Source organism: Paenarthrobacter sp. NPDC090522, from assembly GCF_044769225.1.
Classification (GTDB): Bacteria; Actinomycetota; Actinomycetes; order Actinomycetales; family Micrococcaceae; genus Arthrobacter.
In genome coordinates this window covers 167582-181828 of the sequence record NZ_JBIVXL010000001.1, presented here as the reverse complement: position 1 = coordinate 181828, position 14247 = coordinate 167582, and the positions used below count along the sequence as shown (strand labels likewise).

The following is a 14247-nucleotide window of genomic DNA, read 5'->3' as shown; positions in this document are numbered from 1 at the left end:
CCCTCAACCGGCGGCAGCGGCTGACTCAAGTCGGTCCAAGGGAACCATGCCCGCAAGCACGCGGCCGTCGTCGAGAATCAGCACGCTGGCCAGCGAGGTGGTCAACGCCCGTCCACCGGAAACCGGTTGGAGCAGTTGGGTGAGCTGGGGGTTGCTTGTGAGCCCAGGGGGTGCGGAACCCGCCGGCAAGGTTGCTATGGCGTCCCAACCCTTGCCGGTCACCGCCGGACGGGCATGGGAGGACGGGTTCGCTGGAGTTGTGCCGGGGGCTGGAACCGTTTTTTCGGGTGCTGGAACGGCAGGTACCGGGAGAGCGGGCTTGGCGGGGAATGCCTTCTCTGTCACGCTCGCCCCAGGCGGTGGTGTGAAGGTGAACAGCGACGCATCCGGGGTGGCCAGGTTCAGGTCCGTATAAGCGATGGAATAGGCGGGTTCCGCCTGTCCTTTGGCTCGCACGGTGACGCCAAGCGGGAGGCCTGTTTCAGCATCGACGCTGAGGGACGCCGATTCCACCAGGGTTCCGTCGCTGCGGGGAGTCAGCGTCAGGCTGTAGGCGCTTCGACCGGCAACAGTTGCCGATTGGCCCACAGTTACCTCCGTGGTGGAGTCAATGGCCGCCAGGAAGCGGGTGGCGAGGGCCTCAGGGGTAGCGGCCTGGGGCCTGGGAATCTCCGAAGGCGTGCTTCCCGTGCCGGGCCGTGGCGGCAAGGCCGTATGCACCACGCTGTTGTCGGTCGAGTTGTAGTACCAGGCATCGGTTGCGTTGACCACAACGTCGCGTTCGGCCAACTGGTCCAGGATCTGTAGGCGCGCCTTGCCGGGCGCATCGAGATAGACGCGGGCCGTGTGCGTACCTGTCAGGAACTCCAGGGGTGAGCCGGCGCCGGGTCCGCCACTGGTGCCGGAAAGATCCGGTAAACCAAGGTTTGCTTCCTGCGACACCGTCCCGGATAACGACCGCACCGCGCTGTTGGCGATCATGGCCATCAGGTCCTGGGCCGTCTTGGGCGGCAGGGAGGGAGCCGCGCCCGCCTGGATGGAACCCACCAGAATCCCGGCAATCAGCACAAGCGGCACCAAGAGGGCGGGCAGCCATCGTTGCTTAATCCGTGCCATTGCTACCGACCACCGTCCGTGTGAGGCATGTTTCCAGACTACTCCGGTTGACTGCCCGCATCACGGGTGGGTCGGTAGCTGGAAACGGATGGTCTTCGCCAGGGCTGCAACCTGCTGGCGGCCGTGGTCATGGTTCCTGTCGGTTGTTGGGAGGGCAGACCCCAGTGGTTCAGGCCCGAAGGAGTTCGCTTGCAAGCCGCACGGCACCGCGTACCGGAGACTCGGAAAGGATGCGCACGGCTGTGGGATCCTCGAGGGCCACTTTCCGGGCCACGGCGCCGGCAAGCTGTTGTTGGTTGACCAGCAAACCTCCGGCCATCACCAAGGGCAGGTCGAGGCCGAGTTCGCCGAGCACCTGGCGCGCCATGGTGGCGAGCGAGTGTGCTGCCTCCGCCTGGATGCGCAGGGCAGCCGGATCGCCGTCCACTGCCAGTTCCAGGACGAGCGGAGCGAGGCTTGCCCAGTGGTCGGGCTCGGGTTTCGCGTAGAAGAAGTCCATCAACTGCAAGGCATCACCGCTGGCTGTGGCTGCCAGGAGTGCCTGCACCAAAGTTCCTGGTTCCAGCCCCGCGTAGTGCTCGCGGAGAGCCTCCCTGACGGCGTCCCGGACCACGGAGTAGCCGCCGCCCTCGTCGCCCAGCAAGTAGCCGAAGCCGCCGCTGCGGGCCTCCCGGCCTTCGCGGCTCCGTCCCCAGGCCACCGAGCCCGTTCCGGCAACCAGCACCACACCGGCGTCGAGGCCAGCGGCGGCGAGGATGATGCGGGTGTCATGGACCACGTCGATCCTGGCTCCCGGAAAGTGCTCGGCCAGGAGCCCCGAAAGCACCGCGCGGCTGGCGGGGGTATCGGCGCCGGCCGCTCCCGCGCACACGGCCCGGACGTCGCTGCCCGTGGCACCCGCGATCCGGCGCAGGACGGCGTCCACCCCCTGGTGTCCAACGGACGAGAGGTTGGCGCTTGACTCGGTGATTTCCGGAAGGTCGACGCCATCGCCGTTGCCGGCATGGTTCAATTCGGCACGCAGGGCGTGAGTCCGGGATCCGCCGATGTGCAGGCCTAGGACGGCGGGGCTCATGCGCGTGCCGCCTGGAACACGGGGGCATCGAGGGAACCCGGGACTTCGAGGGAATGAGGGCGGTGCGTGGCGAACTTCATGGGATGATCCTTCCGCTTCAGGCCAACTCGGACTAGATTGGCATAGACCAATATTTGTGTCTACACGTAGGATGTCCAATATGGCGACAGATGTCGTGCCCGGTGCTCCGAAGTACTACGTGCTCAAGACCGAGGTCCTTGCACTCATCTCGGGACTCCAGCCAGGCACCCTCATCCCCACCGAACGCGCACTCGCCGAGACCTATAAGACCTCGCGCACCACCGTCCGGCAGGCCATCAGCGAACTGGTGGCCGAAGGCAAGCTTGGCCGTGTCCAGGGGCATGGAACGTTCGTGGCGCCTCCGAAAATGACGCATGTCCGCCAATTGACGTCGTTTTCGGACGATGCCCGCAGCCAAGGGCTCCGCCCCGACTCGAAGCTCCTGGCGCTGGCGGTAGTGAGAGCCGACGCCGACGTGGCGGCCCACCTGGGGCTGGACCACGGAGACCCCGTGACACGCCTGGAACGCATCAGGCTTATCGATGGTGAGCCGCTGGCCCACGAAGTTGCCTGCCTTCCCGGGAAGCTGCCCCGGTTCAAGGGCAACCTGTCCAAAGCGAGTTCGCTCTACGCAGCCCTGGCCGATGTGTATGGCATCCGGATTTCCGACGTCGAGGACACCGTGGAGACTGCCCTCGCCGGGCCCGGCGACGTGCAATTGCTCGGCATTGAAATGGGTGCGCCCCTGCTGGTGGTCCACCGTCTGGGCCGGGACGCCGCTGGCCGTCCGGTGGAGTGGACGCGAAGTGCCTTCAGGGGGGACCGCTTCCGGTTTGTGTCGCGGGTGAAATCCGGCAGTTGATGCACGCCGTCGGCCGTGACGTCAGGAGACCGTGGCGCCCAGCGTGTTCCGGACGAACGCCGCACTGGGAGCTGAGAGTGTTTCCACCATCCGGCCGAAGAGTGCTGCCGCCTCGGCTCCGGGCCAGTCCGTTGGCAGCAAGTCGGCGGGCAGTCCCGGGTCGAGGTACGGAATGATCCGCCACCGGTCGATGCTCCGGACGTAGGTGGCAAACGCGGCGGCGCCGCCTTCAAGGTCCTGACCCATGGCTCCTGTGCCTGCAGGGCGGTGGTGGTGGAGGAAATCCCGGTGCAGGCCGGCGATCGCGTCCAGGTCCCACCACTTGGCGGCGGCATCCGGCAGGCTCCCGCCCACCATCGGGGAGCCGGTGACGAACAGCGTGGCCATGTTCCGCAAGCCAAGGTCGGCCAGGATTTCCTCCACCTCGTCCCGCAACGAGTCGGGACAGATCCACAGGCCCGCGGCGACGGTTCCACAGCCGATCCAATGGAGTCTGCGGCGCAACTGGTGGCGTTTTTCCCGTTCGGTTTCCGGGATCGAAAAGGAGACGAGGCACCATGGATCGCCGGGCTCCATGGAGCGGGGTGTGAAGATCCGGCGGTCGCCACGGGCCAGCATGGTTGCTGCGCCCCCCGTCAAGGTGAAGCCGGGATTGCCGTCGCGCGTTTCCAGGCGGACCACTTCCTTCTTCCGCAGCCGCCCCAGAGCGGTCCGGGTGACGGTCCCGGACGTCCCCAGGGCGTCCATCAGGAGCACGAGGTCCTTGGTGGACATCCATCCGCCGGCCTCACGCAGGTAGAGCCCGATCACGGTGCGCAGCAATGACGTCGTACTCCCTGGTCGGGAGTCCATGTCGTCGAGGACGGCGCTCACTGGAGTTCGGTGAGGGCGTCGCGGATGGCCTGGACGCCGAGTTCGAGTTCGGCGTAGCTGGTGCTGAGGGGGGACAGGCCGATGCGGAGGCCGTGTGGGGGACGGAAGTCGGGGATGACCCCGCGTTCCCACAGCCGGGCGGTGACGTCGGCGAAGAGGGGGTGGTCCACCGTAATGTGCGATCCCCGTTCGGTCGGGTTACGTGGGCTGACGATCTCGGCGCCGAGGGGGACCAGGAGTTCTTCGGCGAGTTCGATGGCGTAGTTGGTGAGTTTGATGGATTTCTCCCGGACGGCGTCCATGCCGACGGAGGCGATGAGTTCCACCATGTCCTTGAGTGGTTGCATGGCCAGGACGGGTGGGGTTCCGGTGATGAAGCGGCGGATGCCCTTGGCTGGTTCGTAGGCGTCGGTCATGCCGAAGGGGTTGGCCGCGCCCATCCACCCCCAGATGGGCTGTTGGAGGAGGTCTTGGCGGGCGGTGTTGACGTAGGCGAAGGCGGGGGAGCCGGGACCGCCGTTGAGGTACTTGTAGGTGCAGCCGACAGCGAGGTCCACGTTCCAGGCGTCCAGTTCCAAGGGTACGGAGCCAACGGAGTGGCAGAGGTCCCAGAGCATGAGCGCACCGGCCTGCTGCACTTTCGCCGTGATGGCTTTGGCGTCGGCCAGGAACCCTGAGCGGTAGGCGACATGGCTGAGGACCACGACGGCGGTCCGCTTACCCAGGAGTCCGTCGAGGTCAGCGGCGCGGACGCCGCTGGCCGGGTTGGGTGCGATCCATGTGATGGTGGCGCCGCGTTCGGCGGCGATGCCTTCGATGATGAAACGGTCGGTGGGGAAGTTGTCCCGGTCGATGATGATCTCGTTCCGGCCGGGCTGCGCATCTACGGCGGCGCGGATCAGTTTGTAGAGCATCACCGATGTCGAATCGCCCACGGTCACTTGGCCGGGGGCGGCGCCGAGGGTGACTTCGCCGATCCGGTCCCCGACGCGGGTGGGTTCGTCCATCCACTGTTCGTCCCAGCCGCGGATCAGTCGGCCGCCCCACGCTTCGTGGACGAAGGACTGCAGGGAGGCGGCAGTGGCTTTGAGCGGCCGCCCCAGGGAGTTCCCGTCCAAGTACGAGGTGAGCTGGCCGGCGTCGGGGGTGTAGAAGGCCTCACGCTGGGTGGCGAGGGGATCGGCGGCGTCCAGTTCCGCGGACGTTGGCCGCTGTGTTTGCTGTGTGGTGCTCAATGGTTGCTCCTGCGGGCGGGGTGGGGGAAGGATTTCAGTTGCCGATCTCGGTGCGGACGGCGTAGAGCTCGGGGAAGAAGGTCAGGTCCAGGGCGCGCTTGAGGAAATCGACGCCGGAGGACCCACCGGTTCCTACTTTGAAGCCGATGGTGCGCTGGACCGTGCGGAGGTGGCGGAAGCGCCAGGCCTGGAAGTTGTCTTCGACGTCCACCAGGTCCTCGCAGGCCTCGTACAGGCCCCACGGGGTGTCATCGGATTCGTAGATCTTCTGGAAGATGGGGACAAGATCCGAGCGGTAGGACCAGGGTTCGCTGGTGTCCCGGTCCAGGATGTCCGCGGGAATCTCGTAGCCGGCGCGGGCCAGGACGCGAAGGAAGGCGTCGTAGAGCGTGTGCTCGTCCAAGAGCCTGCCCAGGAGGGCGTGTGCTTCGGGGTCGCTTTCGAAGACCCGGAGCATGCCCCGGTTCTTGTTGCCCAGCAGGAACTCCACCCCGCGGTACTGGTAGGACTGGAAGCCGGAGGAACTGCCAAGGAAACCCCGGAACTGCGCGTATTCACGGGGCGTGAGCGTGCCGAGCACGGACCATTGCTCGGTCATGGTCCGCTGGATGGCCTTCACCCGGGCGATGCACTTCAAAGCCTTGCCAAGCTGGTCCTGATCAAAGAGGCTGCGGGCTTCCAGCAATTCGTGGAGCACCAGCTTGAGCCACAACTCACTGGTCTGGTGCTGGATGATGAACAACAACTCATCATGATGCTCCGGCTGGCTCAACGGATGCTGGGAACTCAACAACCGGTCCAGGTCCAGATAACCGCCATAAGACATCGCATGCCGGAAATCCGTCCGCACCGACTCCTCGATAGGGCGGACGCTTCGGTGCGAGTGGGCGTTCGGCAATTTTGCCGCAGGCTTTTCCATGAAGCAAGAATATCATTCACATGACGCACGTCAAGGAAGTGATTTTGGCGGTTTTTCCGTCCGGAAAGCGTGCCGTACGCTGAACGTGAACCTTTGGGGAAGGGAGAACGATGCCGATGTCCATTTTGCCGGTGTCCATCTATCTGGATGTCGACGGCGTGGTGAATCCGTTCAGTCCGTTGGGCGTCACGGACTGGGGCGGCGAGTGGCACATCGCCGATGCCGGCATTCTCGACGTCGCCTACGCGCCTGAGCTGGTTGCCGAACTCAACCTCATCGCCCAACACCCGGCAGCGCGCTTTGTGTGGCTCACCACGTGGGAGCGGCTCGCTCCGGAGTTCCTGTGCCCGGCGATCGGCCTCAATGGCCGGGAGTGGCCCGTTCTGTCCAGTGAGGGATGGGACGCGGGTCCCGAATGGTGGAAATTGACGGCCCTCCAGAAGGATCTCGCCACTGCCGGGGCCGACCGCTTCATTTGGCTCGATGACCAGCTCGGGCAGGAGGCGGAAGCGCAGTCCTGGGCCGACTACCAGCAGGACCGTGTGCTGTGTATCTCACCGGATCCCCGGCGAGGGCTTTCCCGGCGCGACCTGGCGGCGGTCAGGGATTTTCTCGGCTGAGCATGCCCGGGATTCGTTTGTCCCCTCGGGGGCTGGCACGTAGGATTCTTAAGGTTTCAAGCCCGCCACGATATTTCTGCATGTCCAGCCTGTGAACAGTTGCTGAACTATGCTGTGCTTGGCAGGTACGGGGAAGTGAAACTGCTGAACGTCGACTCTGCAGATTGGGCAACAGGTGGAAATCACCTTCATGGTCGCGCTGGTAATAGCGTTGGCCCTTTTCTTTGACTTCACCAACGGGTTTCACGACACAGCCAATGCGATGGCCACGCCTATCGCCACGGGGGCCATCAAGCCCAAGACCGCGGTAGCCTTGGCGGCCGTCCTCAACCTGGTGGGCGCCTTCCTCTCAACGGAGGTAGCCAAGACCATTTCCGGCGGCCTCATCCGGGAAGGGTCCGATGGCATCCACATCACCCCGGACATCATCTTCGCCGGGCTTATGGGCGCTGTCCTGTGGAACATGGTCACGTGGCTTAAGGGCCTCCCGTCCAGTTCCTCCCACGCACTCTTCGGTGGCCTCATAGGAGCTGCCGTGGTGGGCATAGGCCTGCATTCGATCAACTTCGAGACCGTGCTCCTCAAAGTCATCCTTCCGGCCGTTTTCGCTCCGTTGATTGCCGGTGGAGTGGCCTATATCTGTACCCGCCTCGCCTATGCACTGACCTCGCGCCACGATCCCGAGACGGGAGACAAGCTCACCCAAAAGCGCGGTGGTTTCAGGACGGGCCAGATCTTCACCTCCAGCCTCGTCGCCTTGGCGCATGGAACCAACGACGCCCAGAAGACCATGGGCATCATTACCTTGGTCCTGATCGCAGCCGGTACGCAGGCGCCCGGCTCCGGGCCGCAGTTCTGGGTGATCGCAGCCTGTGCCTTCGCAATCGCCATCGGAACCTATGCAGGTGGCTGGCGCATCATCCGCACCATGGGTTCCGGCCTTACCGAGGTCAAGCCCGCCCAGGGCTTCTCGGCTGAGACGAGTACGGCGTCGGCGATCCTCGCCTCCTCGCACCTTGGCTTCGCCCTCTCCACCACGCAGGTTGCTTCCGGATCCGTCATTGGTTCAGGACTCGGCCGCAAGGGCACCTCGGTTCGGTGGGGCACTGCCGGGAAGATTGCCCTGGGTTGGCTCTTCACCCTTCCGGCCGCCGCCATTGTCGGCGCGCTCACCGCCCTGCTGGTCAACATCGGTGTGGTAGGTGTGGTCATCGCGGCGGTCGCAGGGACGGCCGCGATCCTGTTCATGTTTGTCGCCTCCCGGAAATCCCACGTGGGCCACCACAACGCCGTGGAAGTCGAAGAGGCAGGCCACGCTGTCCGCTTCCGGAAGAAGAAGAAAGCCAAGGGTGCTCAGCGATGAAATGGTTGGAACTGCTTGAAGTAGCCGGTGTCACGCTCGTGGCGGCCGTGACCCTCGTGGTGTTGTATTCCCTGGGTGTGCGCTTGACAGCCATTGCCGGTGACGCCCAGCAAAAATCGCCCGCCCTGGTCAGGTCCCTCGCCTATGTCTGCTTCGGCGTCTGCGGCCTGGCCGTACTGTTCGGGATTTACCTGATCGTGCCCTACTTCGGAAAGTAGCGGGGGACCGCGGCCGCTCTGGCAGTAAAGTCCATTCGGGAGAATAATCAGCAGTGAACTTACATCACTGCATGATGGTGATCCGGCAGATGTGGGGCTGTCATGAAGAGCCAATCCCTAAGCCACGTCATCGGACTGGCCTTGGTCCCGGTCCTGATGCTGGGACTCACTGCGTGCCTGCCGCCCGCCGGCAATCCTGACAGTCCGTCTCCCAACCCGGCGCCTTCGGCAACCACCGCTTCCGCCGCCGCCCAGCCCACCGCCGTCGGACCTACCGCCCAACAGCCCGTGGGACCCGCCGGCCCGGCAGCCCCCCAAGCTGAAGCGCCCGTGGTCCGCTGGGTCCCGGTGGGACCCGTTGGCCCCAACGACCCCACATCCGGCCAGCGCTACCTCCTCTTACAGCAGTTGCAGTGCGATGCCCTCGCCCTCAACGTCGACGGCGACCAGGAGGCGGCCGTGTGGCAGGCCGCGGCTGCTGTCTGCAAGGCGCTCCAGACCGGCAGCCAGCAGGACTGGGCGAAAGCGTCCACTGCGGTAGCCGCGACGCCGCGCATCCCGCAAACCCAGTGCCTCGAGTCGACTGTGGCAGCCACATCGGCTGCGGTGCTTGCCCAACACCGGGTCAGTCCCTCGCTCACCCTGCAGCCGACGGCGGCTCCCGGCCAAGCTTGTCCACGCCACCTCAGTGGCCTCACGGTGGTTGACCAAAATTTGGTGCCGGTGCCGGGGCTGCAACGCGCAGCGGGGCCGCGCGCAGGCGGCACCATCGTCCGCCTGGACGGGTACTACGTGCGCGTGGGCGAGGTCCGGTTCGACGGCAGTCCGGCGCAGCAGGACCCGGTGGTCAAATACGACGGCGACTACCAGACGATGTACATCCAGATGCCGCCGGCAGCACCCGGCAGCGATACCGTCAAGGTCTCCATCACTGACACGGTGGACATCACCGGCACGGTGACCTTCTTCTATGAGGACGCGGCCAACGCCCAGCCGGATCCCACGGCAAGCCCGGGCCCCTCGGCGGTCAGTTCCAGTCCCTCACCCGGCAGCCCTTCCGCGACGCCGTCACCGACGGCAACGCCATGAGCGCAGGCGCAGTGCCGGACGCCGCCCGGGAAGCGGATCCGCAACCAGGGCCAACAGCCACCACCGAAACAGCGGACCTCAATCTGGTCAATACCCGCTGGCAGCGCACTTTGGACGTGCTGTCCGTGATCGGCCCACCCCTGACGGTAGCCACGGCCCTCCTGGTCTACTTTGGCTGGGCGCGCACCGACGCGCAGGCCAAGGCCATGGGCCTGGACGTGAGCCTGTTTGGCTACACGGTCCAGGATTTCATCCTGCGGAGCATCCAGTCGCTGTTCCAACCCCTCGCATGGCTCGTGGTGCTGGGGTTGCTGTGGCTGATGCTGGACCGCGCGGTCTCCCGGCTTTTGGGCGCAGCCCGGCACAGGGTTCTGCTCCATCGGACAGCCATGGTGGTGGTGGTCCTCGGATTCGCGTATGCCGCGGTGATGTGGGTGGTGGTGGTTGCCCAGCCAGACCGCACGCTGCTCTACGTTCCCTTCCTGATCGCTGCCGGGCTGGTGGTGGGCGCCTGGGGCCTCAGCGTCAGGCGCCGTTCGGCACCGCCAGCCAGGAACCTCAGGTTGACGCCGAAGGCACTGGAGCGGTCGCTGGTTTTCGTGCTGGTGACGTTGCTGCTGTTTTGGGGGACGTCGGACTATGCACAGGCGTTGGGCCGCGGTGCCGCCGTCGACTACCAGCAACGGTCCAGCCTCCTCCCAACGGCTGTGGTGTACAGCAAGGAACGGCTTGCCGTCACCGCTCCCAATGTGCGCGAGGAATCGGCGGGGACCGATGCTGCTCCGCTGTACCGGTACTCGGGGCTGCGGCTGCTGGTAGTGAGCGGCGGGCGGATCTTCCTGCTCAACGACGGCTGGACGCTGGCTCAAGGCCGCGTGGTGGTGCTGCGCGATGACGGCAGCGTCCGGGTGGAGTACGGAAACGCCGGATCCAACTAAAGCGCTCCACCTGCTGCTCCAGGCCGGCGGATTGGCTAGTCTGGGGCCATGCCACTCTTCCAGTACTACGTCGCGTCCACCATTGACGGCTTCATCGCCTCACCCGAGGACGATCTCGGATGGCTGCTCCAGTTCGACCAGGTGGAAGGCGTCAGCGGAAGCTACGAGTCTTTCTTCGCAGGAGTGGGAGCGATTGCGATGGGCGGCGAAACGTACCGCTGGCTCATGGAGCATGAGGCCGGGGAATGGCCCTACCCGGACCATCCCTGCTGGGTGTTCACGCACCACGAATACCTTGCGCCATCGGGCGCCAACGTGACGTTTGTCCGGGGCGACGTCCGCGAATTCGCTCCGGACCTGGTGGCCGATGCCGGGGACAAGAACGTTTGGCTTGTCGGTGGCGGCGACCTCGTGGCACAGTTCGCCAATGCGGGACTGCTCCACGAGATGATCGTCACCATCATTCCCGTGGTACTTGGCGCGGGGAAGCGGCTTTTGCCATTGAAGGGCCCGACGGCGCCGCTTGAGTTGGTCTCGTCGCGCATCCTCGGTGGCGCGGCGGCCGAGCTCCATTACCGCTTGCCCCGGAAGGGGGCTTAGTCCGCCAGGGCGCCGCCGGGACCGTCGGTTCGTTGCGGACGGTTGTCCCGGATCATGTTGGTGATCCGGGCGGTGGACAGCCGGCGGCCCTTCTCGTCGGTGATGACTATTTCGTGGGTAGCCAGGGTCCCGCCGAGATGGATGGCGGTGCACGTGCCCGTCACGGTGCCGGCGGCAATGGACCGGTGGTGCGTGGCGCCCACTTCGATACCCACGGCATGGCGGTCCTGCCCTGCGTGCAGGGACGCGGCAAAGGACCCAAGGGTTTCCGCGAGGACTACATGCGCCCCGCCGTGCAGGATGCCGGCCACTTGCGTGTTTCCCTCCACGGGCATCGTGGCAACGGTGCGCTCGGCGCTGAGCTCTGTGAAGCGGATACCCATTTTGACTACCAGGGCGCCCACGCCGTGGGCGGAAAGCCAACCATGGAATTCCTCGGGGATGCCTGCCTGGTTCAGTTCGTCGACAAACCGGTTCGGCGTGAAATTGTCCATCATGCCAACTAGGCTGGCACCTGTGAGTGAAACAACCAAACCGGACCAGGTTCCAACGGCCCAGGCTGCTGCCGTCGCAACGGCACCAGCACCCTCTTCCGCAGCAACACCTTCCATCACAGGGGAGGAGCGGCCCCGGCTGCTGGTCCTGGACGGCCACTCCATGGCGTTCCGCGCCTTCTACGCGCTTCCCGCGGAGAATTTCTCCACCGCCCGTGGCCAGTTCACCAACGCCGTGCACGGCTTCACGTCCATGCTGATCAACTTGATCAAGGACCAGAAGCCCACCCACGTTGCCGTGGCCTTCGACGTCTCGGACGACACCACCTTCCGCAAGGCCGAGTACAGCGAATACAAGGGTGGCAGGAATGCCACGCCGGCCGAGTTCGCGGGACAGATCGGCCTGATTGCGCGGGTGATGGAAGCGTGGGGCATCAAGACCATCGCGTTGCCCGGCTATGAAGCGGACGACATCCTGGCCACCTTGGCATCCCAGGGCGACGCCGAGGGGTTCGAGGTCCTGCTGGTCTCGGGAGACCGGGATTCCTTCCAGCTCATCAATGACAACGTGTTTGTCCTCTACCCCAAGCAGGGCGTCAGCAACATTCCCAAGCTTGACGCGGCAGCCATCGAGGAGAAGTACTTCGTCAAGCCCGCTTTCTATTCGGACCTTGCAGCGCTGGTCGGCGAGACAGCGGACAACCTGCCGGGCGTTCCGGGCGTCGGTCCCAAGACGGCCGCCAAATGGATCAACCTTTATGGCGGACTTGAAGGCATCCTCGAGAACCTGGACTCCATTGGTGGCAAGGTCGGCGGGGCGCTCAAGGAAAACGTCGAGAACGTCAAGCGCAACCGGCGCCTCAACCAACTGCTGACGGACCTGGAACTCCCGGTCTCGCTGGCCGACCTCCACGAACCCCGTCCGGACCGCCAGGCGGTGGAGGACCTCTTCGAAGAACTTGAGTTCCGCACCCTCCGCACCCGGCTGTTCGACCTCTACGGCGATGACACCGCCGGCGCAGCCCCGGACACCATCGACGCCCCGGAGCACGCCGTGTTGTCCGATGCTGCCGGCCTGGAAGCATTCTTCGCCGCCGGCACAGGCATGCGCTCTGCGGTTTCCGTGCAGTTCGTTCCCGGGCGCATCGGCGAAGACGCTTCAGCCATTGCCGTGGTCCGGAACAACGGAGCCGCGTTCATCGAACTCAGCGGGCTGGATGCTGCCGCGGAAGCCGTCCTGGCCACTTGGCTCAAGGACCCCGAGGAAGCCAAGATCCTCCACGAGTTCAAGTCCGCCCTCAAGGCCCTGCACAACCGTGGCCTGGGCCTGGAAGGCGTGGTGGATGACACCTCCATCTCCGGTTACCTCATCCAACCTGACCGGCGCAGCTATGATCTCGCCGAACTCGCCCAAGTGCATCTCAAGATCACCATTGGTGCGGCTGCGGCTCCCTCGGGCCAGCTGGAACTGGACCTTGCCGGGGACAGCGACCAGGCCGCCGCCGACGCGCTGGTCCAGCAGGCCGCCGTCGTGCACGCCCTTAGCAAGCACTTCGAGAAGGAGCTTGCCGAGCGAAAGGCAGATGCCCTGCTGACCACGTTGGAACTCCCCGTGGCCCGTGTCCTGGCGCACATGGAACTGACCGGCATCTACGTCTCCATGGACCGGATGAACGAGCAGCTCGCCGACCTGACCAAGGTGATCGAGAATGCCCAGGAGCAGGCGTTCGCCGCGATCGGCCACGAGGTCAACCTCGGATCCCCGAAGCAGCTGCAGACTGTCCTGTTCGAGGAACTCGGCCTGCCCAAGACCAAGAAGATCAAGTCCGGCTACACCACGGACGCAGCCTCGTTGAAGGCCCTGCTGGAGAAGACCGGCCACGAGTTCCTGGTCCAGCTCATGGCCCACCGCGAATCGTCCAAGCTGGCCCAGATGGTGGAGACACTCAAGAAGTCCGTTGCGGAGGACGAGCGGATCCACACCACGTACGCCCAGAACATCGCCGCGACCGGACGTATTTCCTCCAACAACCCCAACCTCCAGAACATCCCCGTCCGAAGCGAGGAAGGCCGCCGGGTCCGTGGCATTTTCGTGGTGAGCGAAGGCTACGAATGCCTCTTGTCTGCGGACTACTCGCAGATCGAAATGCGCATCATGGCCCACCTTTCCGGGGACGAGGCACTGATCCAGGCGTACCGGGACGGCGAGGACCTGCACCGTTTTGTGGGCTCCAGGATCTTCAATGTGGCCCCCGAGGACGTCACCAGTGCCATGCGCTCCAAGGTGAAGGCGATGTCCTATGGCCTGGCTTATGGTTTGACGTCCTTCGGCTTGTCCAAGCAGCTGGAAATCTCGGTGGATGAAGCCCGTACGCTCATGAAGGACTATTTCGACCGCTTCGGCGGCGTGCGCGACTACCTCCGCGGCGTTGTGGACCAGGCCCGTGTTGACGGCTACACGGCCACCATCGAAGGTCGCCGCCGCTACCTGCCGGACCTGACCAGCACCAACCGCCAGGCACGCGAAGCTGCCGAGCGCATCGCGTTGAACTCGCCCATCCAGGGTTCGGCTGCGGACATCATCAAGCGGGCCATGCTCGGCGTGGCGGCCGAATTGGCAGGTCAGGGCCTGAAGTCCCGACTCCTGCTGCAGGTACACGACGAACTCGTCCTGGAAGTGGCCCCCGGCGAACGCGAGGCCGTGGAGAAGCTCGTGGCGGAGCAGATGGGTGCCGCCGCGGAGTTGTCCGTTCCCCTCGACGTCCAGATTGGCGTCGGTTCGAGCTGGCACGAGGCCGGACACTAGGACTTCCGAACGTCCGCA

General features: G+C 65.1%; 14 protein-coding genes. 8 read left to right on the top strand and 6 right to left on the bottom strand.

The features are described 5' to 3' along the window. Positions 1–3: 3 nt before the first annotated feature. Complete coding sequence (locus ACIQT2_RS00820) at positions 4–1116, bottom strand: outer membrane lipoprotein carrier protein LolA (protein ID WP_402942660.1); 1113 nt, start codon at positions 1114–1116, stop codon at positions 4–6. Positions 1117–1285: 169 nt separating this feature from the next. After that, positions 1286–2191 carry an N-acetylglucosamine kinase gene (locus ACIQT2_RS00815; protein WP_402942657.1) on the bottom strand — a complete coding sequence of 302 codons (906 nt, stop codon included), beginning with the start codon at positions 2189–2191 and terminating at the stop codon, positions 1286–1288. Between the two features lie 151 nt (positions 2192–2342). Between ACIQT2_RS00815 and ACIQT2_RS00810 the strand changes: the two genes are divergently transcribed. After that, a complete protein-coding gene (locus ACIQT2_RS00810) occupies positions 2343–3074 on the top strand; it encodes a GntR family transcriptional regulator (protein WP_402942655.1) in 732 nt (243 codons plus the stop codon). Between the two features lie 21 nt (positions 3075–3095). On the opposite strand, the gene ACIQT2_RS00805 is transcribed toward ACIQT2_RS00810, so the two are convergent. Genes ACIQT2_RS00805 through kynA form a run of 3 tightly spaced genes read right to left on the bottom strand, consistent with a single transcriptional unit; the run spans position 3096 to position 6101 of the window. Next, positions 3096–3947 (bottom strand): PaaX family transcriptional regulator C-terminal domain-containing protein, encoded by an 852-nt coding sequence (locus ACIQT2_RS00805; protein WP_402942652.1) that lies wholly within the window; start codon positions 3945–3947, stop codon positions 3096–3098. Further along, positions 3944–5182 carry a kynureninase gene (gene kynU / locus ACIQT2_RS00800; RefSeq protein WP_402942649.1) on the bottom strand — a complete coding sequence of 413 codons (1239 nt, stop codon included), beginning with the start codon at positions 5180–5182 and terminating at the stop codon, positions 3944–3946. Before kynU ends, ACIQT2_RS00805 begins: the two co-directional genes overlap by 4 nt. A gap of 34 nt (positions 5183–5216) precedes the next feature. After that, complete coding sequence (kynA, locus tag ACIQT2_RS00795) at positions 5217–6101, bottom strand: tryptophan 2,3-dioxygenase (RefSeq protein ID WP_402942646.1); 885 nt, start codon at positions 6099–6101, stop codon at positions 5217–5219. 116 nt (positions 6102–6217) lie between these two features. On the opposite strand from kynA, the gene ACIQT2_RS00790 reads away from it, so the two are divergent. From ACIQT2_RS00790 to ACIQT2_RS00765, 6 genes are all read left to right on the top strand, one after another. Further along, positions 6218–6721: an HAD domain-containing protein gene (locus tag ACIQT2_RS00790; RefSeq protein WP_402942643.1), complete on the top strand. Its 504-nt coding sequence runs from the start codon at positions 6218–6220 to the stop codon at positions 6719–6721. Positions 6722–6896: 175 nt separating this feature from the next. Then, a complete protein-coding gene (locus ACIQT2_RS00785) occupies positions 6897–8084 on the top strand; it encodes an anion permease (RefSeq protein WP_402942640.1) in 1188 nt (395 codons plus the stop codon). After that, the gene (locus tag ACIQT2_RS00780; RefSeq protein WP_397321752.1) at positions 8081–8302 is read left to right on the top strand and encodes a hypothetical protein; all 222 of its coding nucleotides are present in this window, start codon (positions 8081–8083) and stop codon (positions 8300–8302) included. The genes ACIQT2_RS00785 and ACIQT2_RS00780 overlap by 4 nt, the downstream gene beginning before the upstream one ends. A gap of 102 nt (positions 8303–8404) precedes the next feature. Further along, positions 8405–9391: a hypothetical protein gene (locus ACIQT2_RS00775; protein WP_402942637.1), complete on the top strand. Its 987-nt coding sequence runs from the start codon at positions 8405–8407 to the stop codon at positions 9389–9391. Then, on the top strand, positions 9388–10329 hold the full coding sequence (locus ACIQT2_RS00770) for a hypothetical protein (protein WP_402942634.1): 942 nt from the start codon (positions 9388–9390) through the stop codon (positions 10327–10329). The genes ACIQT2_RS00775 and ACIQT2_RS00770 overlap by 4 nt, the downstream gene beginning before the upstream one ends. A gap of 48 nt (positions 10330–10377) precedes the next feature. Then, positions 10378–10929, top strand: a complete 552-nt coding sequence (locus tag ACIQT2_RS00765) for a dihydrofolate reductase family protein (protein ID WP_402942631.1) — start codon at positions 10378–10380, stop codon at positions 10927–10929. On the opposite strand, the gene ACIQT2_RS00760 is transcribed toward ACIQT2_RS00765, so the two are convergent. Beyond that, positions 10926–11426 (bottom strand): hotdog fold thioesterase, encoded by a 501-nt coding sequence (locus tag ACIQT2_RS00760; protein ID WP_402942628.1) that lies wholly within the window; start codon positions 11424–11426, stop codon positions 10926–10928. The two genes, ACIQT2_RS00765 and ACIQT2_RS00760, sit on opposite strands and share 4 nt — an antisense overlap. Before the next feature lie 160 nt (positions 11427–11586). Between ACIQT2_RS00760 and polA the strand changes: the two genes are divergently transcribed. Further along, positions 11587–14229, top strand: coding sequence for a DNA polymerase I (polA, locus tag ACIQT2_RS00755; protein ID WP_402943105.1), 2643 nt, complete (start codon positions 11587–11589; stop codon positions 14227–14229). The last annotated feature ends 18 nt before the right edge of the window (positions 14230–14247 follow it).